At 38.3% G+C, this 22245-nt stretch carries 18 protein-coding genes and 2 pseudogenes; 8 read left to right on the top strand and 12 right to left on the bottom strand.

Going from position 1 to position 22245, the window contains the following annotated elements; all coding sequences use genetic code 11:
- Positions 1–138: 138 nt before the first annotated feature.
- The gene (locus ACFINM_RS02655; RefSeq protein ID WP_375640221.1) at positions 139–1638 is read left to right on the top strand and encodes a helicase HerA domain-containing protein; all 1500 of its coding nucleotides are present in this window, start codon (positions 139–141) and stop codon (positions 1636–1638) included.
- On the opposite strand, the gene ACFINM_RS02650 is transcribed toward ACFINM_RS02655, so the two are convergent.
- The 4 genes from ACFINM_RS02650 to lgt form a co-directional block, all read right to left on the bottom strand.
- A complete protein-coding gene (locus tag ACFINM_RS02650) occupies positions 1635–2567 on the bottom strand; it encodes a ribose-phosphate pyrophosphokinase (RefSeq protein ID WP_375640217.1) in 933 nt (310 codons plus the stop codon). The two genes, ACFINM_RS02655 and ACFINM_RS02650, sit on opposite strands and share 4 nt — an antisense overlap.
- A 473-nt stretch (positions 2568–3040) precedes the next feature.
- Positions 3041–3832 (bottom strand): peptidoglycan editing factor PgeF, encoded by a 792-nt coding sequence (gene pgeF / locus ACFINM_RS02645; RefSeq protein WP_375640214.1) that lies wholly within the window; start codon positions 3830–3832, stop codon positions 3041–3043.
- A 102-nt stretch (positions 3833–3934) separates the two neighbouring features.
- Positions 3935–5014, bottom strand: a complete 1080-nt coding sequence (locus tag ACFINM_RS02640) for a class I SAM-dependent methyltransferase (RefSeq protein ID WP_375640209.1) — start codon at positions 5012–5014, stop codon at positions 3935–3937.
- Positions 4989–5867 carry a prolipoprotein diacylglyceryl transferase gene (gene lgt, locus ACFINM_RS02635; protein ID WP_375640205.1) on the bottom strand — a complete coding sequence of 293 codons (879 nt, stop codon included), beginning with the start codon at positions 5865–5867 and terminating at the stop codon, positions 4989–4991. The genes ACFINM_RS02640 and lgt overlap by 26 nt, the downstream gene beginning before the upstream one ends.
- Positions 5868–6171: 304 nt before the next feature.
- On the opposite strand from lgt, the gene ACFINM_RS02630 reads away from it, so the two are divergent.
- The gene (locus ACFINM_RS02630; RefSeq protein WP_273791228.1) at positions 6172–6417 is read left to right on the top strand and encodes an accessory factor UbiK family protein; all 246 of its coding nucleotides are present in this window, start codon (positions 6172–6174) and stop codon (positions 6415–6417) included.
- A 404-nt stretch (positions 6418–6821) separates the two neighbouring features.
- A complete protein-coding gene (locus ACFINM_RS02625; protein WP_375629408.1) occupies positions 6822–7322 on the top strand; it encodes a YbjN domain-containing protein in 501 nt (166 codons plus the stop codon).
- A 45-nt stretch (positions 7323–7367) separates the two neighbouring features.
- On the opposite strand, the gene ACFINM_RS02620 is transcribed toward ACFINM_RS02625, so the two are convergent.
- Both ACFINM_RS02620 and ACFINM_RS02615 read right to left on the bottom strand, forming a co-directional pair.
- Positions 7368–8708 (bottom strand): ATP-binding protein, encoded by a 1341-nt coding sequence (locus ACFINM_RS02620; protein WP_375640201.1) that lies wholly within the window; start codon positions 8706–8708, stop codon positions 7368–7370.
- 8 nt (positions 8709–8716) lie between these two features.
- Entirely contained in the window at positions 8717–9421 is a 705-nt protein-coding gene (locus tag ACFINM_RS02615; protein WP_375612976.1) for a response regulator, read from the bottom strand.
- Between the two features lie 145 nt (positions 9422–9566).
- Here ACFINM_RS02615 and ACFINM_RS02610 point away from each other — a divergent pair, with 145 nt between their 5' ends.
- The gene (locus ACFINM_RS02610) at positions 9567–10217 is read left to right on the top strand and encodes an MBL fold metallo-hydrolase (RefSeq protein WP_375640197.1); all 651 of its coding nucleotides are present in this window, start codon (positions 9567–9569) and stop codon (positions 10215–10217) included.
- A gap of 69 nt (positions 10218–10286) precedes the next feature.
- Here ACFINM_RS02610 and ACFINM_RS02605 read toward each other — a convergent pair whose 3' ends face one another.
- Together ACFINM_RS02605 and ACFINM_RS02600 are read right to left on the bottom strand one after the other, a co-directional pair.
- The gene (locus tag ACFINM_RS02605) at positions 10287–10910 is read right to left on the bottom strand and encodes a BA14K family protein (protein ID WP_375640192.1); all 624 of its coding nucleotides are present in this window, start codon (positions 10908–10910) and stop codon (positions 10287–10289) included.
- A 472-nt stretch (positions 10911–11382) separates the two neighbouring features.
- Positions 11383–11781, bottom strand: a pseudogene (locus ACFINM_RS02600) (sensor histidine kinase); the annotation flags it as partial.
- A 4-nt stretch (positions 11782–11785) separates the two neighbouring features.
- On the opposite strand from ACFINM_RS02600, the pseudogene ACFINM_RS02595 reads away from it, so the two are divergent.
- Positions 11786–12097: pseudogene (locus ACFINM_RS02595) on the top strand (MBL fold metallo-hydrolase); the annotation flags it as partial.
- Positions 12098–12165: 68 nt separating this feature from the next.
- Here ACFINM_RS02595 and ACFINM_RS02590 read toward each other — a convergent pair.
- The 3 genes from ACFINM_RS02590 to ACFINM_RS02580 form a co-directional block, all read right to left on the bottom strand.
- Positions 12166–12951, bottom strand: coding sequence for a BA14K family protein (locus ACFINM_RS02590; RefSeq protein ID WP_375640187.1), 786 nt, complete (start codon positions 12949–12951; stop codon positions 12166–12168).
- A 630-nt stretch (positions 12952–13581) separates the two neighbouring features.
- A complete protein-coding gene (gene uvrB / locus ACFINM_RS02585; protein WP_375640182.1) occupies positions 13582–15891 on the bottom strand; it encodes an excinuclease ABC subunit UvrB in 2310 nt (769 codons plus the stop codon).
- A 257-nt stretch (positions 15892–16148) separates the two neighbouring features.
- Positions 16149–16463, bottom strand: a complete 315-nt coding sequence (locus ACFINM_RS02580) for an SH3 domain-containing protein (RefSeq protein WP_375612971.1) — start codon at positions 16461–16463, stop codon at positions 16149–16151.
- Between the two features lie 338 nt (positions 16464–16801).
- Here ACFINM_RS02580 and greA point away from each other — a divergent pair, with 338 nt between their 5' ends.
- Together greA and ACFINM_RS02570 are read left to right on the top strand one after the other, a co-directional pair.
- The gene (greA, locus tag ACFINM_RS02575; protein ID WP_007347010.1) at positions 16802–17275 is read left to right on the top strand and encodes a transcription elongation factor GreA; all 474 of its coding nucleotides are present in this window, start codon (positions 16802–16804) and stop codon (positions 17273–17275) included.
- 17 nt (positions 17276–17292) lie between these two features.
- Entirely contained in the window at positions 17293–18351 is a 1059-nt protein-coding gene (locus ACFINM_RS02570; protein WP_375631662.1) for a glycosyltransferase family 4 protein, read from the top strand.
- Between the two features lie 1213 nt (positions 18352–19564).
- Here ACFINM_RS02570 and ACFINM_RS02565 read toward each other — a convergent pair.
- Positions 19565–20959: a TrkH family potassium uptake protein gene (locus ACFINM_RS02565; RefSeq protein WP_375620704.1), complete on the bottom strand. Its 1395-nt coding sequence runs from the start codon at positions 20957–20959 to the stop codon at positions 19565–19567.
- Positions 20960–21269: 310 nt separating this feature from the next.
- Here ACFINM_RS02565 and trxB point away from each other — a divergent pair, with 310 nt between their 5' ends.
- Positions 21270–22226: a thioredoxin-disulfide reductase gene (gene trxB / locus ACFINM_RS02560; protein WP_375620705.1), complete on the top strand. Its 957-nt coding sequence runs from the start codon at positions 21270–21272 to the stop codon at positions 22224–22226.
- The last annotated feature ends 19 nt before the right edge of the window (positions 22227–22245 follow it).

Raw genomic sequence — 22245 nt, 5'->3', positions numbered from 1 at the left:
ACTATTCACAGATGCAAGAGTTGTGGGAAAATTCGATGATTTCTACCGTTAAAAAAGAGGAAATGTTACAAACTGCGGTGCGGATGGAGAATCAACCAATAGACGCTGATATATTTAAAATCAAACACTGGAGATGTTATGAAGGTTGAAATTGCCTTGGGTGAGATGTCAGAAAGTCGTGCTTTGCATAAAGCGATGCCGGCACTTCTTGATTTGGAAGAATTATTGGCGACACGTCTTCTTGTACAAGGTAATTCCGGTTCCGGAAAATCACATCTTTTACGCCGTCTTTTGGAACAAAGTGCTAAGTGGGTGCAGCACTGTGTGATTGATCCAGAAGGCGATTTTATAACTTTGGCCGATAAATTTGGTCATGTTATTGTAGAGGCTCAACGAAGCGAATTGGAGTTAACGCGTATTGCCCATCGCATTCGGCAACATCGGGTTTCGGTGGTATTTAATCTTGAAGGGTTGGAGATTGAACAACAGATGCGTGCTGTGGGGGCTTTTCTTGGGGCCTTGTTTGATGTGGAGCGTGATTATTGGTATCCTATGCTTATCGTTGTCGATGAAGCACAATTATTTGCTCCAACTGCGGCAGGAGAAGTTTCCGATGAAGCGCGTAAAATTTCTTTGAGCGCTATGACCAATCTTATGTGTCGAGGACGTAAACGTGGTCTTGCCGGTGTTATTGCAACACAACGTTTGGCTAAGCTTGCCAAAAATGTTGCTGCTGAAGCTTCAAATTTTTTAATAGGGCGGACTTTTTTAGATATTGACATGGTGCGTGCGGCTGATCTTTTGGGAATGGAGCGTCGTCAAGCGGAAATGTTTAGAGATCTTGAGCGGGGACATTTTATTGCTTTAGGCCCTGCTTTGTCACGACGCCCTTTACCAATTATCATTGGTTCTGTTGAAACTTTAGCACGCTCTTCTAGCCCTAAATTAATGCCTCTTCCAACAGAACGGGATGATGTACAAGAACTCGTTTTTACGGCATCACCAGAGGAGATTTTAACGCCATTTAAACAAATACGAGAGCCAGTGAGAGAAAAATCAATGCATGAAATGTTAGAGGAGGTGGTGCATAAAAAACAAGAGGCGTTGGAAGAACCCCTAAGTTTATTTCCTGAACTTTCTAATGTTGAGCTTGATCATCAAGCAGAACATATTATTCGGGAAATTCTTGAAGATCCTGAGGCTTTTTATCGTTCAACAGCGGTGCTTTATCAAGATTTTTCGGTTCGTTGCCGTATCCATGGTATGTCACAGGTTCCTTTTAATCTTTCACAGTTTCGGCGTAAGCTGGCGATTGCTCAAGCTTTTGTTGATGAACAAACAGCTGTGAGTGAACACTGGAAACATATTTTGCAGATATCAGAAAGTTTAGAAGATGATGTTCAAGGAGTCTTCTTGAATGTGGCACAGGCCGCATTGAGCGGAAAACCATGCCCATCCGATGCATTTTTAGCCCGTCTTTATGGAACGCATTCTTTAAGCCGTGCCCGCCGGCTTTTAACCTATTTTGAAGAGCGCGGACTTATTGTTATTCATTCGCATTTTAATGGTCAACGCATTGTTGCATTTCCTGATCTTGGTGTCGAAACGGCACCAGGAGATCCCAAAGAACCACTTTAACCAAATAAGCTTGAGACAGATTGTTCTGCCGCTGTTCTGGCGATGGCTTCTCCAATGAGATCAGCAATGGGCAAAACACGGATATTATGGGCTTTCTCAATAGTTTCTGTTGGCATAATTGAATCTGTAATAACCAATTCTTTCATTTCTGAATTGGTTATGCGTTCAATCGCATTACCAGAAAGAACACCGTGCGTGATATAAGCTGTGACACTATTGGCACCGTGTTTCAGCAGAGCACTGGCTGCATTGCACAAAGTTCCACCGGAATCAACAATATCATCCAGCAAAAGACAATCTTTTCCAGAGACATCACCAATAATATTCATAACTTCTGATTCACCGGGACGTTCACGACGTTTATCTACAATAGCAAGCAAACTATTCAAACGCTTGGCGAGCGAGCGAGCGCGAACCACCCCACCCACATCTGGTGAAACAACAATAACATTTTCAAGAGAATAATGCACTTTGACATCGCGAGAAATGACGGGAACAGCATAGAGATTATCCGTAGGGATATCAAAAAAACCCTGAATTTGTCCGGCATGAAGATCCAACGTTAAAACGCGATGGGCGCCTGCTTCAGTAATCAGATTGGCAACAAGTTTTGCAGAAATGGGGGTCCGTGGTCCAGGTTTTCTATCTTGGCGGGCATAGCCAAAATAGGGTATTACTGCTGTAATACGACGCGCAGAAGAACGACGAAGGGCATCAATCATGATGAGCAATTCCATCAAATGATCATTGGCGGGATAAGATGTAGATTGCAAAACAAAAACATCTTGTCCCCGTACATTCTCATGCAATTCTACGAAAATTTCTTGATCAGCAAAGCGCTTTACAGTTGCCTTGCCTAAGGGTATGTTCAAATAATTTGTAACATCTTCAGCTAGGCGTGGATTGGAATTTCCGCAGAAAAGTTTCATAGTAGAACCTCTGAATCATCATGGTGGGAATGCGACACGGTTTTTAATTTCTTTTTATTAAATTGCAAGAGAACAATTACAAAAGCCTTACAATTTTATTGATTATTATTAAAGAGCTATGCAGTATGTTTTCTCTTTTTCCAAAAGTTTGTTACTTTTAGAGCAAAGTTTTTTCTCCATGCGGCAAAGAAATACATATTGATTAAGCTTTTTGGTTATTACTTTATAAAAATACTTTCAATATGGGGAATGCTTCATATTTAAGATGAATGAAGGGGAGTAATAAAAAGAAGTATCATCTTGCCTTCAATCATTATAACCAAACATTGAAAATGATCATAGCGAAGGCTATCATATTTTATGGGCTGGTAGATAATTTCGTGAAAAAAGCAAAGTACAATGGGATTTATTTTTACATTTGGGTAAAAAGCTTAGTTTTGCAGTTTTGGTATTGTTCTCAAGCATAAAGAGGCTCATCTTTTGTTTTTCAGCATAACAGCAGAAATCTGCCGTCCGTAATCGGGTTCGTTGCGGTGTATTGCACGGCGATAGGAGAAAAAACGCTGTTCATCTTGATAGGTACAAAGCTCTACACAAGAAGCATTAACACCTGCTTCTTTGAGTTGGTTTATAATAAATGCCCATAGATTAAAATAAAAGCGATTTATTTTGTCTGTTTTTAAAAAATATTTTTGGTATTTGCTGTGGTAATCAATAAATTGGTCGTAAAATTCATTTGTTACTTCATAGTGATAAGGGCCAATACAAGGTCCAAGGACTGCTGTTATTGATTGTCTTTTGGCTCCTTGTTTTTCCATAACAGCAATTGTTTTCTCGATAATTCCATTTAAGCTTCCACGCCAGCCAGCATGAGTTGCAGCGATGACTCCAGCTTGTGGATCAGCAAACAGAATGGGTCCGCAATCTGCTGTAAGAACCCCAATAACGAGTTCTGGGGTGGTCGTAACCAGAGCATCAGCTTGAGGAGGTGCACCGATAATTGCTTGATGAGCTACGACAACGTTACAGGAGTGTATTTGATTAACTGTGACTAAATTTTGCGCTTCAATAGAAAAATAATTGGCAATCAAAAGACGATTCTGTACAATATATTCAAGTTGATCATTTGAACCTTTCCCAACATTAAGACTATGATAAAGATTTTTTGAAACACCACCTTGACGTGTAAAAAATCCATGTTTTATTCCATGGGAGTGTAAAGTAGAAAGATTTTTTGCAAGAATGGGATGAGGGATAGATTTCATAAAAGTTCCTTATGGAGATTATTTAAAGTGAGGATGGAGATGTTCATATTTGTCAATGAATATTTCAGATAATGATGTGCTTATTGACAAAAGCGCCGATCATTAAAATTGGGGAGGTATGGAGATATTTTTATCACTGAAATGTAAAACTTTAAATAATTTTCCCATCTGATCTGGACTAGCGAGCCGTTCGATGTCTTGGCGGATTTTGTCTTGCAAAGGAGCACTTTTGCCAACTCCAAGCTGGTTTGCGCGCTCCAGTAGCCCCATTTTAAAAAGAAAATCTCCTTGCTCGAAGATTTCAGCAAAACAGCCCTGTTCAAGAGCTATGTTTTTTAAAAAAGAAAAATCAACATGGGATGTTAAATCATGTTCACCAGGGGCATCAAAAACATCACGAAATCTATGTTTTGAGAGTGCTTGCAAGGTATCGCCAAAGGCAAGCTCACAAGCACCATAGTCGATAAGTAAAGCAGAACCTGTCACTTGCACTAAATGGTGGCTGATTTGTTGCATGAATTGATGCCGTAAGGGGGCATGTTCAAAAATTGTTCCGTCAGGCACTTTAGAACAACAGGTTTGTAGACAAGAAGAGGGAAGTTTATGCGGAGCAGCAATAAAGATGAAATCTCCATTTTGATTGACTGTAATGCGGCGCTCTTTCCATTCTCCATTGACTTTAATATATTGGTTGATAGGGAGTGTATCGAGAAATTCATTAGCAATGAGGAAGAGAGGTTTTGAAGGAATTTGATTAAAATTTTCAATGCTATGGATTTGTTTTTGATAAGAGAAAAGGCGCTTTTTTTGTTCTTTTGCAAGTTTTTTGCTTATTTCGATCAGAAAAATTTCAGCAGCATTAAATGCCGTTTGAGAGAGCTTTTGGATGGTTCGCAAAATGTCATCCATCAAAGTTCCTCGTCCTGGACCTATTTCAGCGAGGATAAAAGGGTGAGGGCACCCTTGAGCTTTCCAGCTTGCAAGAGTCCAAATGCCAATCATTTCTCCAAATAATTGGCTTATTTCAGGTGCTGTAATGAAATCACCAGCACGTCCAAAAGGGGTTTGTGTTTGATAATAACCAAATTGGGGATCGGTGAGTGCCAACGTCATATATTGGCTAACAGTGATTGGTCCATTAAGGACAATCATTTCTTTAATTTTTTCTTTGAGATTGGCCATTTTCTGTCGATTTATATTTAAAGGCGTGGAGAAGAAGATAACCCCCTAAAAGAAGCATGGGAAGAGATAAAGCCATGCCATAGGTAAAACCAGTAGAATGGAAAAGAGTCGAAAACCATTCTGGATCTTCTTGAGGCGCACGGTAAACTTCAGAAATGCTGCGTGTTACTGCGTAGCCTATAATAAATGTTCCTGATACAGTACCGGGACGCTTTAATGCTTTGAATCCAAAAATAAGAAGACACAGGATGATGAAGAGAAGAAATCCTTCCATAAATGCTTCGTAAAGCTGGCTTGGATGGCGCGGTAAATAGTAAGGATCGAGAGGAAAACAAACAGCCCAAGGATGTGTAGTGATATTGCCCCATAACTCTTGGTTGATGAAGTTGCAGATTCGTACAATGCCGATACCAATAGGAGCACCTGCAGCAATGATATCAAACATGGCTCGTATGTTAATATAATTTTTACGGGCAAACCAGATCATAGCAATGATAATACCAATAAGTCCGCCATGAAAGGACATTCCCCCATCCCATACGGCAATAATAGCACTTGGATGGTTAAAATAGTAAATGGGATCCCATACAAGAACTTGTCCTAAACGCCCTCCGATAACAACACTTATGGCAGACCAGACAACAAAATCTCCGATCTTTTCTTTATCCATAGGAGGGTGGTCTCTATACCATAGAGATGTTTTTTTTAATAATTTTTGCGCATACCACCAAGCAAAAAGAATACCCAGTACGTAACCAAGTCCATACCAATGAAGTGCTATGGGACCTAGCTGGATAATGACAGGATCAAGGAAAGACGGAAAAGCAATGGCTGGACAAGACAGATTGTTCATGAGTTAAGCATTTTACATTATACGAGATGAATATGAAGTGACTCTGATGGTCAGAAATGACAGATGAATGCACAATGGTCAAGTCAGTAGGGAGGCTAGTCAGAAAGGGAGATAGATTTCCACTGATTTATCGCGGTAAAAAATATGGTGATAAAGGAATATTAAAAAATCTTAAACAAAATCGTTATGAAAAGTCTACATAGTATGTAAAATATAGAGTAAAAGGAACAAATTACAGTATCTAAATGTTATGAGAATACGCTATAATGCGTGCGTCAATAATTAAAATTTAAGGAAAAATGTTATGCGTAATGGATCAAATCGTATTCTTGATGAATTAGCAAAATTAGCAACGGATGCTGCTGACGTTGCGCAAGGCATACGACGTGAAGCTGGAACAGCTTTTCGTGTGCAGGCTGAAAAGATAGCAAACAAACTTGATCTTGTTTCTCGCGAAGAGTTTGAGACTTTTAAGGAGATGGTGCTGAAAATCCATGCTGATAATGCTGATTTGAAAAGGCGCCTTGATGATTTAAAAAAAGATGATTAAAAAAACGCAGACACAAAAAAGTAAAATAGTTTCTTAAAAAAAGAATCTTCAAAAAATATCCCCAATTTTTCAATGTGATGCGTGAAACTAAAAAATGCTTAATCTTGAGTCTGTTAGAGCGGATCATTTGTTTATTTTTGATTTTTTTTTTGGGTAAAATACATTTTTTTGAATCAGGGGGGCTGGCGCTATGAAATTGTATCAATACACTGAAAAGACTTGATGATTCGTTTTATGACTATCAGGTTGCCCTAAACAGCGCGATTGTGTTCTGGGTGTTTGTGTACTGTCGATGTTTTTATGTGTATTTGTTTGGTGTAAAGGTTCTGATTGTAGCAAAATATTGTTACAGTTTAGACGGTTTATATTCTGTTGACAATGTTTTAAGATGATTGAGGATTGTGATGAGGCTTGCATTTTGCGCCACAGAAAGAAAAGAGCACCCTGTTGACTTTATCGAACAGATTGCCTGTGAATATGATTGGTCGTTTGAGCGGGATGCACAAGATGAAATTAGCGTTTGTGTGGAAGGAAAACGCGCAAACTATCGTCTTGCTTTTTCATGGATGGAAGAGCATGAAGCACTTCATTTAGCTTGTTCGTTTGATCTCTCTACTAAAAATGCTCGAACAGCTGAAATACAGCGCTTATTGCTAGCAATTAATGAAAAGTTGTTGTTGGGACATTTTGATTACTGGCAAAGGAATAATTCAGTCATTTATCGACAAGGTCTTCTTTTGGCTGGTGGGATGCATCCATCTCATATACAGGTTGAAACATTGTTGATACATGCACTTAAAGCTTGTGAAAGCCATTATGTTGCATTTCAGATGGTTGCTTTGTCGGGAGAAAGTGCTTACAAAGCACTGCAATACACTTTGTTTGAAACTGTAGGGAATGCCTAAAATATACAGTCTGTTATTTTTACAGACGGTTTGCGGAAATATTGCTCATAGGGGGACATCAAGAATAGCGCGCACTCCCCCGAGTGGGCTTTCATCTAATTGTATATTGCCACCATGGCTGCGTGCTATGTCTTGAGCAATAGAAAGACCAAGTCCTGTTCCACTTGCATCTTGATTTCGCGCTTTATCAAGTCGAAAGAATGGCTTAAAAACTTCTGTGCGCATATTTTTATGAATTCCAGGTCCATTATCATCGATTATCAATATAAAAGATTCTTGTTGAGAGTTAGCGGTTAGTTTAACAGTCGTGCCGTAACAAAATGCATTTGTTACAAGATTGCTGACTAAGCGTGTGAAAGCACGGGGACGTACTTGTATTTCTGTAGGACCTTCAATGGTGTAAGAAAATTGACGTTTGTGAAGACGAGCATCGGTGGAGAATTTTTTCATAAGAGCATTTAAATCAAAAGTCTTGACACTTTCACTTCCTTCACCACGAGCAAAAGCAAGATAATCTTCTAACATATTTTGCATGTCACTTACATCTTGCTCAAGCGGTTTAATATCAAAGCCAGTATTTGCTAATGCTAGCTGAAGTTTAAAACGTGTAAGAATGGTTCTTAAATCATGACTTACTCCTGAGAGCATCATGGTGCGTTGTTCGATTTGGCGTTCAATACGTTCTCGCATACGTAAAAAAGCGATGCCTGCACGACGGACTTCATCAGCTCCTTGTGGTTGAAATCCTTTTGGTAAAGGACGACCGCGTCCAAAGCTTTCTGCTGCTTCAGCCAATTGTTGAATCGGTTTGATTTGATTGCGTAAAAAGTAAATTGCTATCAGCAATAAAACAAGAGCTGTTCCTACCATCCAGCTTAAAAAAATAGCAGTATTGGAAGCATAGGCTTGGCTGCGTGGAGCAAAGACGCGTAAGATGTTGTGACCAAGGTGGATACGGATTTCAACAAGATCAGAATCTCCTACGGTATCGATCCAGAAGGGACGGTTAATTTGGCGGGTGATTTCTTCACTTAAAAAATAGTCAAGAATTGCAAAAAATGGCTTAGGTCCTGGAGGGGGTAAGGAGGTAGGAGATAGAATAGAAATATTTAATCCCATACGTTGTTGTGCAATACGCTTGATATCTTCATAGTTATCTTGTTGGGGATATGTTTCAAGAATATCAATAATGGCTGAAATATCATGCACGACAGCCGTTGAAAGACGCTCCGTTACCATTTGCCAATGGCGTTCCATAAAGACATAAGCAATCACCGTTTGCAGAAGCACCATGGGAGCAATGATAATGATCAAAGAGCGAACATAAAGCCGTTTAGGCATTTTTTTCGTTAACCATCGAAGAAAAAATCTTAAAGGTTTGATCATTCTTGTGCCTATTCAATAGAGAGTTTATACCCTATTCCTCGCACGGTTTGGAGCCATATAGGCAGTGCTGGGTTTTTTTCGATCTTACGACGAAGGCGGTTGATCTGCACATCAATGGCACGTTCACTTATATTGCTGTCATCGGTCGCGAATTTATGGCGCGGAATTGTATCGCCTGCATTTTCGGCAAACATGACCATCATTTCTTGTTCTTTATCTGTTAATTTAATAATTTCTCCTCCTTTTTTGAGTTCGCGTCGTGAAATTGAAAATATATAAGGACCAAAAACTATTTGCTCAATTTTAGGTTGGTGAGGGGGAAAACCACGTCGTAAAATGGCGTTGATGCGAAGGAGAAGTTCACGAGGGTCAAACGGCTTAGCCAGATAATCATCTGCCCCTGCTTCTAATCCACGGATACGATTGTCTATTTCTGATAAAGCTGTTAACATAAAGATAGGGACATCTTTTGTTTGGCGGAGTGAATGAGTGAGATCAATACCGTTTTCGCCAGGCATCATGACATCAACAATAAGAAGATCAAAATCTAAACTTGCTAACAGTCGTCTTGCTTCATTCGCATTAGCTGAAACTGAAACACGAAATCCATTTTTAATGAGAAACTGAAATAAAAGATTGCGAATACGTGTATCGTCATCAATCACAAGAAGGTGAGGGGCATCGTCACACAAAACTTGAACGTGATTGCTCATTCTTAAAAAAAACCTTGATAAAAATTTAGTTTACACAAAATGCAAGTTTACATAAGTTGTATAAAGCTGTCGAGCAGCACCTTTACCTTAAAGGAAAGAAAGTTTTATTTATAAATTTAAAAAAGTTATTTTTGAAAAGGATATTATGGGTAGTCTTAATATACATATTATTCCAGTTACGACATTCCAACAAAATTGCACTTTGCTTTTTGATAGTGAAAGTAAAACGGGGGTTCTCGTTGATCCTGGTGGTGATTGGCCACGAATTCAAGACGTAATCGAAAAGAATGGTGTTATCGTTGAGGCTATTTGGATAACACATGGTCATTTTGATCATGTAGGAGCAGCAATGCAAGTGAAAGAAGCGCTTAATGTAAAAATTATCGGTTCACATCGCGATGATAAGCCTGTGATGGATGCCGTGAGCGAAAGCGCAAAAAATTATGGCATCACTGATGCTTGCATCTGTATTCCTGACCAATGGTTAGAAGATGGTGAGTGCGTTCATTTTGCTGGACATGTGTTTAAGGTTTTTCACACCCCAGGACATTCCCCTGGTCATGTTATTTATTTCAATGAAAAAGAGCGCTTAGCCCTCTTGGGTGATGTTCTCTTTCGTGGTTCTATCGGACGTACGGACTTCCCCTTCTGTTCTTATGAAAAATTGATGCAATCCCTTCGAGAAAAAGTTTTACCCTTAGGCGATGATGTTTGTTTTATCTGTGGGTATGGTCCCAAAAGTAGCATAGGCTATGAGCGCCAAAATAATCCTTTTCTTCAAGATTTTAATATATGAGCAAATAAAAAAACGCTTTGAAGCGTTTTTTTGTGCCATTTAAGACTTTTTAGTAGGGCAGAACAGAAGTTAATTTATTGGGGCATAACAAACGTGTTCCAAACCATTACGGTCTCGGAAAGTTCCTGTTTTAGGGTTGAAAGAACGGTATTTTTTCTTGCAATATTGAAGCCAATCAGACTCTAATGATTGTTGTACTGGCTCATATTCCACCGTTTGCGGAGCTTCATAAATTATCTGTTCTTGTGGAACCTGTTGATATACAATTTGATGCTGTGGTGCGGTTTGATAAACAACTTGTGGCTGTTCTGATTTTTTAAAAATTTTGCCGAGAAGTGCACCTGCTGCAAGAGCAAGAATGCCCATTGCTAAAGCTTCTCCTGAGTTATTTATATTAATACTACTGTGTTTTGTCTTTTTGCGCTCGACATAATGATATGTCTTGTGTTCAACATGATGGTGTTGTTGTGCTCCCCATTTATGGCTAACATAATGACGCGTGTGGGGGTTATCAAAAGAGTGATGTTCACTATGAGAAAAATGGGAGCTAAAATTGTGAGACGGTAAACCAGCCTCCCTTCTCATGTCATAGTTATGATACCATGCCATATCCGCAAGCGTTGGATCTAATGGCATCAAAACGGTTGCAGTAGACATTGCTGATAATACCGCTAATCTGATCACTTTTTTCATAATGATGCTCCTTGTGTAAATTCGTATTTTTCACATCCTACACGTTTCAAACTGAATAGAGCCTGAACAATTTTGGACTTTATTGTGACAAAAAAATAAAAATTCATTTAGTTAAAACTATTATCAATACAGTAAAATAAAATCATGACAGAATTTTGATTTCAATTAATGTACTCTTCTTAAGGTTAATTAAGCAGCTTGTATTTAGAGCACCAGATTTTTTACTATTGGTTATAAATTATTTATTGATGAGTACTTTTTTATTGCTTGATACAATATGAATTGAACAATAGGTGTATGAACAAAAGTTATCGTTTTTTATTATAGGCTTATGGTGCTAAGATAGAACCTTATTTGTGTGATTGAATACAGTCCTGTTTGACTACTCTCTTGTGAGGCTAAATATTGAGTTCGATATCATATTATAACTGTATAAATATAATATATTGCGGGAACTTTTTTTGATATATGGGAAACATTCTTGTTGGGATATGGCTGTTAGTTTGACAGTATTGGCATGACAAAATGCATTTGACACAAGATTGCTGATGAGACGCGTGAAGGCACGTGGGCGTGCTTGTATTGGTGTAGGGCTTTCAATGGTGTAGGAAAATTGACGTTTGTGAAGATGCGCATCGGTAGAGAATTTTTGCATAAGAGCATTTAAATCAAAAGTTTTAACACACTCACTTTCTTCACTACGGGCAAAAGCAAGGTAATCTTCTAACATATTTTGCGTGTCGCTCACATCTTGTTCAAGCGGCTTGATATCAAAGTCAGTATTTGCTAACGCTTGCTGAAGTTTAAAACGGGTGAGAATGGTTCTTAAATCATGGCTTATACCCGAAAGCATCATGGGGCGTTGTTCTATATAGTTAGAAGATGGTGAGTGTGTGTATTTTGCTGGACATGAGTTTAGGGTTTTACATACACTGGGGCATTCCCCTGGTCATGTTATTTATTTCAATGAAAAAGAGCGCTTAGCCCTCTTGGGTGATGTTCTCTTTCGTGGTTCTATCGGACGTACGGACTTCCCCTTCTGTTCTTATGAAAAATTGATGCAATCCCTTCGAGAAAAAGTTTTACCCTTAGGCGATGATGTTTGTTTTATCTGTGGGTATGGTCCCAAAAGTAGCATAGGCTATGAGCGCCAAAATAATCCTTTTCTTCAAGATTTTAATATATGAGCAAATAAAAAACGCTTTGAAGCGTTTTTTTTTGCCATTTAAGACTTTTTAGTAGGACGGAACAGAAGTTAATTTATTGGGGCATAACAAATGTGTTCCAAACCATTGCGGTCTCGAAAGGTCCCTGTTTTAGGGTTAAAGGAACGGTATTTTTTCTTGCAATAGTTAAGCCAATCAGATTCTAATGATTGCTGGAGTGGCTCATATGCCACCGTTTGCTGCACTTGATAAACTCTTTGATTTTGCGGAACTTTTTGATAAATTACCTGATTTTGTGGTACTATTTGATAAACCACTTGTGGCTGTTCTGGTTTTTTTAAAATTGTACCAAGAATCGTACCTGTTGCAAGACCAAGAATACCCACCGCTAAAGCATCTCCTGAGTTATCTATATGAATATTACTGTGTTTTGTCTTTTTGCGCTCGACGTAATGATATGTTTTGTTTTCAACATGATGATAATGGTGGTGGTGGTGGTGATGGTGTTGTTGTTGTTCCGTCTTACTATGTTTGGCTACAGACCTTTCATGTTTGGCTTTAAATCTTCTCTTGTCGTCATCAGAACTCTTGTGGAAATCATCAACAAACTTTTGGAAATCATCAGATAAAAAGCTACGTTTTTTATCAGAACAATGGGAGCGAGAAAAACCGCAAGGCAGAATATCAGCTTTCTTCCTCATTTCCCTTATCGCATCATCTGTTTCTTTACGCATCTTCCTCATCATATCATCTATTTCTCTCGAGATAGAGTCACTACGATTCCATGCCATATCCGCAAGCGTTGCATTTAGCGGCATCAAAACGGTCACAGTTGACATTGCTGATAATACCGCTAGCCTGATCACTTTTTTCATAATGATGCTCCTTGTGTCAATTCGTATTTTTCACATCCTATACGTTTCAAACTGAATAGAGCCTGAACAATTTTGGGCTTTATTGTGACAAAAAAAAATAAAAATTTATTTAGTTAAATCTATCGCGGAGACAGTAAAATGAAATCATAACAGAATTTTGATTTCAATTAATGTACTCTGCTTGAGGTTAATTAATAAGTTTGTATTGAGAGTCCACGATTTTTTACTATGGAATATAAACTCTTTATTTAGGGATAATTTTTTATTGTTTGGTACAATATGAATTGAACAATAGGGATATGAATAAAAGTTATCATTTTTTATCATAGGCTTATGGTGCTATGATAAAGTCTTATTTTACTTTATTTGTGTTATAGGACAGTGCCCTATTTGAATATTTTCTTGTAAGGATAAATAATATTGAGTTAGATATCAGAGTATAACTTTATAAAGATAATATATTTTAGAAATTTTTTATAAAATGTTCTCTCTCATGTTGTTTTAGACAAATTGAAGCACCGTTGATGTTGGAGGTTGTCTATTTTTCGGATAACGCTGTTTGCTTTTGAGCTTTCGTCTTTTTTAGAAGAGCTGAAGATTATTTTATGCGGTTTGAAATTTTTTGCTCCTTCATTGATTGCGTTTTTTTCGTTTTATTGTTGCTTGATTAGGGGTGTTTTTACGAGATTTTCCTTTTTGATTTTCCAAAATACCAGTGTCCATGGTTGGTCCCATGTGTGCAAGGTCTGGTTTGGAGAAAAGACTTGGTTGTAATACGCGCTCATGGGTGGATTGTTCGCTATGATGTGTTAAGGGATTTTCCGCGAGTTCTAGTTCTATCTTTTGTAATTGTTTGATTTCATCGCGAAGGCGTGCTGCTTCTTCAAAATTAAGATCAGCAGCTGCTTCATGCATTAATTTTTCGAGGTGTTTAATATGAGATGCTAAATTGTTGCCAACCATATTTTTTTTCTCGATGACATCAGGGATATTTGTATGAATATGGTTGGTTTCATAGCCTGAATTAAGAATATCTCCGATATTTTTTTTGATACTTTTCGGTGTGATATGGTGTTCTTCATTATAGGCTATTTGTTTTTGTCGACGTCTTTGTGTCTCCTGTAAGGCTCGTTCTATGGAACCAGTGATCGTATCTGCATAGAGGACAACACGGCCATCTACGTTACGTGCAGCACGTCCGATTGTTTGTATGAGGGAAGTTTCAGAGCGCAAAAAGCCCTCTTTATCGGCATCTAGAATGGCAACAAAACCACATTCTGGAATATCTAAGCCTTCTCGGAGCAAGTTGATACCGATGAGGACATCAAAGGTGCCAAGCCGAAGATCGCGTAGAATCTCAATGCGTTCTAATGTATCAATGTCGGAATGCATATAGCGTACACGAATACCTTGTTCGTGCAGATATTCCGTTAAATCTTCGGCCATACGCTTGGTTAGGACGGTCACTAGTGTGCGGTAGCCTTTTTGAATTGTTTTACGAATTTCATTCACAACATCATCGACTTGATTTTTGGCTGGACGAACCTCTGTTGGTGGGTCAACAAGCCCTGTGGGGCGAATAACTTGTTCTGCAAAAGTACCGTGAGATTGTTCTATTTCCCACCGTCCAGGTGTTGCGGAGACAGCAATCGTTTGTGGGCGCATAGCATCCCATTCTTCAAAGCGCAAAGGACGGTTATCCATACAAGAAGGGAGGCGAAAACCATATTCTGCTAAGGTTGCTTTTCTGCGAAAATCACCTCGGTACATACCACCAATTTGGGGAATGGTTACATGGCTTTCATCGATAAAAACAAGAGAATTGAGTGGAATATATTCGAATAAAGTTGGGGGTGGTTCACCGGGATTTCGTCCTGTTAAATAACGTGAATAATTTTCAATTCCCGGACATGAACCGGTGGTTTCCAACATTTCCAAATCAAAAACTGTACGTTGTTCTAAACGTTGTGCTTCTAAAAGACGTCCAGCTTCGTTCAACTCATCGAGGCGTTGAACGAGTTCCATTTTGATAGATTTCATCGCTTGGTTAAGTGTTGGGCGTGGTATTACGTAGTGTGAGTTGGCATAAATTTTAATTGATTGAAGATCGCCTGTTTTTTGTCCGGTGAGAGGATCAAATTCCGTAATTGTTTCCACTTCATCGCCAAAGAGCGAAATACGCCAAGCACGATCTTCGAGGTGGGCAGGGAAAATTTCGATTGTATCCCCTCGTACACGAAAGGAACCACGAACGAAGTTGATATCTTGTCGATAATACTGTTGAGAGACTAAATCAGCCAAGAGTTTTCGTTGATTGAGTTTGTCCCCTTTTTCTATTTCGAAGGTCATGGCCGTATAAGTTTCTACTGAACCAATTCCGTAGATACAGGATACAGATGCGACAATAATGACGTCATCACGCTCTAAGACAGCACGTGTTGCAGCATGGCGCATACGGTCGATTTGTTCATTAATTGAGGATTCCTTTTCAATATAAGTGTCTGAGCGTGCAACATAGGCTTCTGGTTGATAATAGTCATAATAGGAAACAAAATATTCGACGGCATTATGGGGAAAAAAACTTTTAAATTCCCCATAAAGCTGCGCTGCTAGAGTTTTATTGGGAGCTAAAATCAGAGCTGGACGCTGTGTTTTTTCAATGATATTGGCCATTGTATAGGTTTTCCCTGAGCCGGTAACACCCAAAAGCACTTGTGTGCGTTCATTTTTTTGAATTCCCTCGACCAGAGTTTTAATGGCTTGAGGTTGATCTCCCGCTGGTTTAAAAGATGTTTCGAGTTGAAATGGAATACCACCTTCAGATTTTTCAGGACGAATGGGGCGGTGAGGTGTCCATAATGCACCATTCTTAAAAAGAGGATTACCTGAAGCAATAAGAGCAGAAAGAGCTTCTACTGTTGCAGTAACACCATTTTTCATTGTTGTATCCTTTGATAGAAAAGTGCTGGTGATTTTAAAGAAAATACTAATTTTTACAAATTTATTACGACAACAGCAAAACGTTATTGAACAGATTTATTTTGGTTTATTAGAGCTTTCATTAGGATATTGATCAAGTTTTTATGAGACAAATTCTTCGAAGTATTTCTTTGGAAGGAGCATATTTGTGGTTGTTCGTGAACACTATTGCATTTTTGCCATGATGATATTCAAGAGGGCATAAGTTATTATGGCTGTTATGGAGAATAATCGGTACGTTTGGGCATTAAAGACATTGTATATGTGTGATAAAGATCATTTCCATCTTTAAATGAAAGATAACGAGATGACACCCAACCTATTTGAGTGTTATATCGGATATGGCACCAATTTCCTTCACAGTTTTTAACAAAAACTAATTCTCCAGCAGAGATTAAGCCGCAAAGTGCATATTGAGTGCTGGGACCTGTTCTAAAATTAAGATTTCTCGTAACAAAAGCATCTGCTGCCTCTGATATTGTTGTGGCTAAAAAGAAAGAGCCAAACATAAAAAAAATGACGATTTTTTTCATTTTTCTGTAAAGAATTTCTTTAGAGATTTTCTATCCTTCTCTCTTCATATTCTATATAATTTCTTTTACTAGATTATGATAAAACAGAAAAAAATACAATTCTTTCTTCTTTAGGACACTTTAAAGAGAAGAGTGAAGTTTAACGTTTTAAACACCAAAATGAGATGTTTTAATCACTATTTGTGCATGTTTTGTTTCCTTTATTTATTTTTATATGGAAAACAGCGATACTGTACTATATAATAAAAAAGATCGTAGTTTTCGGATTCCAAAAGTAATTTTGGAAGCCGTTTTTTGTATTTTTATTAAACCTTCCGTGTAATAGAAAGGGACGGATTATGGAAAAAGTTCCGATGACTACAGCTGGTTTTGAGAGTCTTAAAGAAGAGTTGCGTTGGCGTCAACAACAGGAGCGTCCGCGAATTATTGAAGCAATTTCTGAGGCGCGTGCGCATGGTGATTTATCTGAAAATGCTGAGTATCATGCAGCTAAAGAAGCGCAAAGTCATAATGAGGGGCGTATAAATGAGCTTGAAGATTATATCGCACGAGCAGAAGTTATAGATGTCTCGCGTCTTTCAGGTGACAAAATAAAATTTGGCGCAACCATTAAACTCTTGGATGAGGATACTGAGGAAAAAAAAGTGTATCAGATCGTAGGAGATCAAGAAGCTGATGTAAAGGTTGGTAAAATCTCTATTTCTTCGCCTATCGCACGTGCACTTATTGGCAAGCAAGAAGGTGATGTGATTGAGGTGAATGCACCAGGTGGTGCGCATAATTACGAGATCATTAAGGTTCAGTACATCTAAATAACATATGGATTATTATGCGTGTATCTTTGGACGAAACTGAAATTATTGCGCCTCACTTTAAAAGGCGTTTGTCGGGAGTAACATCTACGATTATTCAGCTTATTCCACTGCAACGCGAACAGGGTGTGCGTATATCCACTTTGGGGTTTGGTTTACCACGAACTTTACCAACACTTGCCTTTAAGGACCTTTTCGGACTTTGGAAAAGTCCGAAAGGGAAGCCGTTTCGTATTTGGCATGCACGACGCAATATTGAGATGCTTTGTGGGATCTTTTTGCGCGATGTTTTGCGAATGAAGCTGAAACTTATCTTCACATCGGCTTCACAACGTCATCATAAGCCTTTTACCAAATGGTTGATTCGCTGTATGGATAGGGTTATCGCTACCAGTACACGTACGGGCGTCTATTTAGAAGTGCCTCATAAGGTTATTATGCATGGGGTGGATGTGAGGCGTTTTACTCCACCACACACTCTTGATGATTGCTTTTCTTCGACAGGATTTCCAGGAAAATATGCGGTAGGATGTTTTGGGCGTCTGCGCTACTCAAAGGGAACAGATTTATTTGTTGATGCCATGATAGCATTATTGCCTGACTATCCTGAATGGACAGCACTTATCGCTGGTCGTACGACAGAGCAATATTATCATTTTGAAAAAGAATTACGCCAAAAGATTGCTAAGGCTGGTCTGGATGATCGCATTATTTTTCTTGGTGAGATTCTGGACATCCCTTTATGGTACCGTCGTTTAACACTTTATGTTGCACCCTCTCGTACAGAAGGTTTCGGTTTAACACCATTAGAAGCAATGGCATCACAGGTTGCGGTTGTAACGAGTGATGCAGGAGCTTATAAAGAATTGGTTGTAGAAGCGACAGGAACAGTTGTAAAAGCAGGAGATGGAGCGGCTTTAACAGCAGCAATTGAACCTTATTTTGCTGATGTAGAAAAAACATTGGCATCCGGAAAGAAAGCTTTAACCCATGTTCGTACGCACTTTCCTTTGGAAAAAGAGGCAAGCAAGATTGAAAGTGTTTACAAAGAACTGTTTGCAGAAAAAAGACTTTGATTATTATATCAAAAATCTTCTTGAGGAATGATAAAAGTATTTTCCTTAAAGGTTTTTCATAGTTATCAAGAAAACAGCTCAATGATATAAATGTTATTTTACAAAATTTATATTGTCTTTAGTAGAACACTATAAGAAGTTCCCAAAATTTTGGATAAAAGATTAAAAATGTATACGCTTGAGAGCGATATGTAGTTTATGATAAAGCATACTAGGAGAGAAGAAAGCTACTTTTATTCATTGATATTTTAGAATAAGAAAATAATGCTTTAACTCAAGTCTGGGGATTTATGCACTATCTTATACGGTGTCGTGCTGATATTGTTGGTTTTGTAAGACTTAAATAGATAGCAAAAAAAAACGTTTTCTTGTCTTAAAAAGATAATGATGGTATCTCCATGGATAAAATAGTCGTACATATTTTCAATAAATTCATGATAAGATGGATTTAAGATCAATATATATATATATGATTTTTATAGATAATTTACCTTTTCAATTTGAATAAGAGCTTTGAGTAGCGTAAGATTTTCTTATGTCAAATCTGTTGATATTAACAATGAGAGCTATCTTCTTGCACATCACAATTGGAAGAAGGCATGTGGTGGATAAAAACTATTGAAGACAGGGTGTAAAGAGATTTCTTATAAATTGTCTGAAATGCAGGCTGTTACGACATTAATAGAAAGAAAATAATATGGTGGTACTAATTTATATCTTATTTTTTTGTACCGACTTGCACCTTATTGTTATTTAAGTAAAAATGATGGTGCCCATTTTATATCTTTCATGAGGGCTGTCGTGAAATGGGGGTGATGAGTATTGTGAGATGTTTTTTACAAGCTTGTGAGTTCGTAATATAATAGCATTTTTTTCTATAAGGGTGTAACTCTATTAAAGAGAAAAAACACTTTTATCAGCAAATATTCATATTTTTTGCATGAGAGATTATTCGTAAAAAAGAATGTTCTATGCGTCCACTTTATTTGATAAAGAAGATCAATAAAGTGAAGTTTTATATGTTATGGCTTTGAAAATATTGGTATTTGATTGTTTTTGTTGAATTATTTTTATATCATTGATATGATGATTTGTATGGAAATTTTAGAAAATCTTCAGTGGATTGAGTAAGGGGTGAATATTATGACGCATACTGTTCTCGCCTTTTTATCTTGTCAATTTTTTATCATGGTAGCATAAAATACTCTCTGCATTAGAATTGTTCACGCCAGAAAGCGGGAATAAAAAGGACGAATATTGTTATGATTTCAAGGCGTCCAGCTAACATTAGAAAACTTAAAATCCATAAAGCATGGTCGTTGATTGTAGAGAAATTACCAGTGGGGCCAATAATATCTCCAAAGCCTGGACCAACATTTGAAAGTGCGGTTAAGACCCCCGTAAAGGCAGAGGTAAAGTCAAGACCGGTTGTAAGCAAAAGTGCAGTGCCGATAACAAGGCAAAACATATAAAGACAGACAAAAAACAAAACGGCTTGAGCAACATCATTTGATATATTTGAGTGATCGTAGCGCGCTTTTACAACGACATTAGGAGAAAGAAGTTTTTCTATATTTGTTTGTGTAATACGCCAAAGAATAATGAGGCGATTGATTTTCATGCCACCAGAAGTAGAACCAGCACATCCGCCTGTAAAAGAAACAATGAAGAAAACTCCAAGCGCAAACGGTCCCCAAAGTTGATAATCTTCAGCGCTGTAACCGGTGGTGCTAATAATGGATGAAAGGTGAAAAATGACATCAAGAAAAATCAAGTGGAACGCGCGATGATCATAAAACCGTAGCCATGCCGCTAAAGCAAAGCTGAAAAGGAGAACGATATGGAGAAAAACAATCACTTGTGGGTCAAGGAAGCGTTTAGAGTGTCCAGGAAGGACTAATTTAACATAAAGTACGAAAGGTAAAGCAGAAAGCAACATGAAGATTGTTGAAATAATTAAGATGGCTGGTGTATCAGAAAAATAGCCAAAAGAAGCATCATGCGTTGAAAAACCAGCTGTTGCTACTGTACTCATTGCATGGTTAATGGCATCAAATAAATTCATGCCTGCAGCAAAATAAGAAAGCATACAAGCCAATGTTAACCCAACATAAGCGATGATAATTCCGTTAGCAATTTGGTTGATGCGAGGCAATATTTTTTCAGATTTATCAGATGATTCCATATGAAAAAGTCGCACGCCACCCACACGCAGTGAAGGCAAAATTAAGAGGGCTAAACCGATAAAACCAATGCCCCCAATCCAGCATATAAGAGAACGCCATAATAAAATACTTCGCGATAAATTATCAAGATCAGAAAGGACTGTGGAGCCTGTTGTTGTAATTCCAGAAACAGATTCAAAAATGGCTCCTGCTAGAGAAATGGGAAGAGGAGAAAGATAAAGAGGTAAGGCACCTACGATGCTTCCTGTAAGCCAAAGACAAACAGTGAGCATAAAGCCAAGTCGTGCTGAAAAGCGACAAGTAGCTCCCTTAGTTGCTAAAAGAATCAGCGTTGCTAACATGGTGGTTATGGCACAAGAATAGAGAAAGCTTATCCAATTACGATTGTTGTCGTGCAAATCCACAAAAATTGGCAAAAGCATTGCTCCTCCCATGATTAAGGCAAAACGTGCACAGACATTGATAATAAATTGAAAAATGATCGTTCCCTATCTTTGTATCTCTTTTTATTATGGTTTTGTGCTCATAAGAAGTTACATTTTTCTCTTTATAGGATAAGGATTAATTCTTAACATTAGCGTGCCTTGATGAATTAGTAATCAGACCTTTTCATAAAACTTGAAAAGAAGTATACATAACATAATTAGGGCTCTTGAAAAATATTTTTTTAAAAGGCTGCATTCCGTTATCATTTATAGAATAATTAATTTATAATAAAGTGAAGGGGATTTAATGGTACAATCGCATATTCGTCTGCTGATTATTGGCTCAGGTCCGGCTGGTTATACAGCGGCGATCTATGCAGCAAGAGCAATGCTTAAGCCTGTTTTGGTGACGGGCTTGCAGCAGGGGGGACAATTGACAATTACAACTGATGTTGAGAATTATCCAGGTTTTGCAGATCCCATTCAAGGACCATGGTTGATGGAACAAATGGCAAAACAAGCTGAGAATATGGGGACAAAAATTGTTTATGATACAATTATAAAGGCTGATTTGTTGAAGTATCCTTTTGTCTTATATGGGGATTCAGGAACACAATATTCTTGTGATGCACTGATTATTGCAACAGGAGCTCAAGCGCGCTGGCTTGGTTTAGAAAGTGAACAGACCTTTATGGGCGGAGGTGTTTCCGCTTGTGCTACATGTGATGGCTTTTTTTATCGTGATAAGGACGTTATTGTCGTGGGAGGAGGAAATACGGCTGTTGAAGAAGCACTTTATTTATCGCATTTGGCTAAGAGTGTAAGCGTGGTTCACAGGCGGGGGCAGTTTCGGGCAGAAAAAATTTTGCAAGATAGGTTGCTGGCTTGTAATAATGTGCGTGTTCTTTGGGATCATGTGGTTGAAGAAATTGTGGGGCTGCCAGCTCAAGATTCAATGGGCGCTGTTGTAACAGGGGCACGTCTGAAAAATGTTAAGACAGGTCACGAGATGAAAGTTAATGCAGAGGGCATATTTATTGCCATTGGGCATGATCCTGCTGTTTCTCTGTTTGAAGGACAGCTGAAACAAAAACGAGGCGGCTATTTATGGACAGCACCCAACTCAACAGCAACAAGCATTGCTGGTGTTTTTGCTGCTGGGGATGTGACAGATGAAACATTCCGCCAAGCTGTAACAGCTGCGGGAAGAGGATGTATGGCAGCGTTGGAAGCAGAACGGTTTTTGGATATACCCAGGCGTTAGTCACTCATTGAGAACATAG

The sequence above is a fragment of the Bartonella sp. AA168HLJHH genome (assembly GCF_042197365.1).
Classification (GTDB): domain Bacteria; phylum Pseudomonadota; class Alphaproteobacteria; order Rhizobiales; family Rhizobiaceae; genus Bartonella.
Note: the sequence above shows the minus strand (reverse complement) of the source record. Positions and strands in the feature narration are given on the sequence as shown.

Bases quoted from the DNA above. Each gene is read 5' to 3' on its own strand.
- ACFINM_RS02655 (WP_375640221.1), top strand. From the start codon at position 139: ATGAAGGTTGAAATTGCCTTGGGTGAGATGTCAGAAAGTCGTGCTTTG.
- ACFINM_RS02650 (WP_375640217.1), bottom strand. From the start codon at position 2,567: ATGAAACTTTTCTGCGGAAATTCCAATCCACGCCTAGCTGAAGATGTT.
- pgeF (WP_375640214.1), bottom strand. From the start codon at position 3,832: ATGAAATCTATCCCTCATCCCATTCTTGCAAAAAATCTTTCTACTTTA.
- ACFINM_RS02640 (WP_375640209.1), bottom strand. From the start codon at position 5,014: ATGGCCAATCTCAAAGAAAAAATTAAAGAAATGATTGTCCTTAATGGA.
- lgt (WP_375640205.1), bottom strand. From the start codon at position 5,867: ATGAACAATCTGTCTTGTCCAGCCATTGCTTTTCCGTCTTTCCTTGAT.
- ACFINM_RS02630 (WP_273791228.1), top strand. From the start codon at position 6,172: ATGCGTAATGGATCAAATCGTATTCTTGATGAATTAGCAAAATTAGCA.
- ACFINM_RS02625 (WP_375629408.1), top strand. From the start codon at position 6,822: ATGAGGCTTGCATTTTGCGCCACAGAAAGAAAAGAGCACCCTGTTGAC.
- ACFINM_RS02620 (WP_375640201.1), bottom strand. From the start codon at position 8,708: ATGATCAAACCTTTAAGATTTTTTCTTCGATGGTTAACGAAAAAAATG.
- ACFINM_RS02615 (WP_375612976.1), bottom strand. From the start codon at position 9,421: ATGAGCAATCACGTTCAAGTTTTGTGTGACGATGCCCCTCACCTTCTT.
- ACFINM_RS02610 (WP_375640197.1), top strand. From the start codon at position 9,567: ATGGGTAGTCTTAATATACATATTATTCCAGTTACGACATTCCAACAA.
- ACFINM_RS02605 (WP_375640192.1), bottom strand. From the start codon at position 10,910: ATGAAAAAAGTGATCAGATTAGCGGTATTATCAGCAATGTCTACTGCA.
- ACFINM_RS02590 (WP_375640187.1), bottom strand. From the start codon at position 12,951: ATGAAAAAAGTGATCAGGCTAGCGGTATTATCAGCAATGTCAACTGTG.
- uvrB (WP_375640182.1), bottom strand. From the start codon at position 15,891: ATGAAAAATGGTGTTACTGCAACAGTAGAAGCTCTTTCTGCTCTTATT.
- ACFINM_RS02580 (WP_375612971.1), bottom strand. From the start codon at position 16,463: ATGAAAAAAATCGTCATTTTTTTTATGTTTGGCTCTTTCTTTTTAGCC.
- greA (WP_007347010.1), top strand. From the start codon at position 16,802: ATGGAAAAAGTTCCGATGACTACAGCTGGTTTTGAGAGTCTTAAAGAA.
- ACFINM_RS02570 (WP_375631662.1), top strand. From the start codon at position 17,293: ATGCGTGTATCTTTGGACGAAACTGAAATTATTGCGCCTCACTTTAAA.
- ACFINM_RS02565 (WP_375620704.1), bottom strand. From the start codon at position 20,959: ATGCTTTTGCCAATTTTTGTGGATTTGCACGACAACAATCGTAATTGG.
- trxB (WP_375620705.1), top strand. From the start codon at position 21,270: ATGGTACAATCGCATATTCGTCTGCTGATTATTGGCTCAGGTCCGGCT.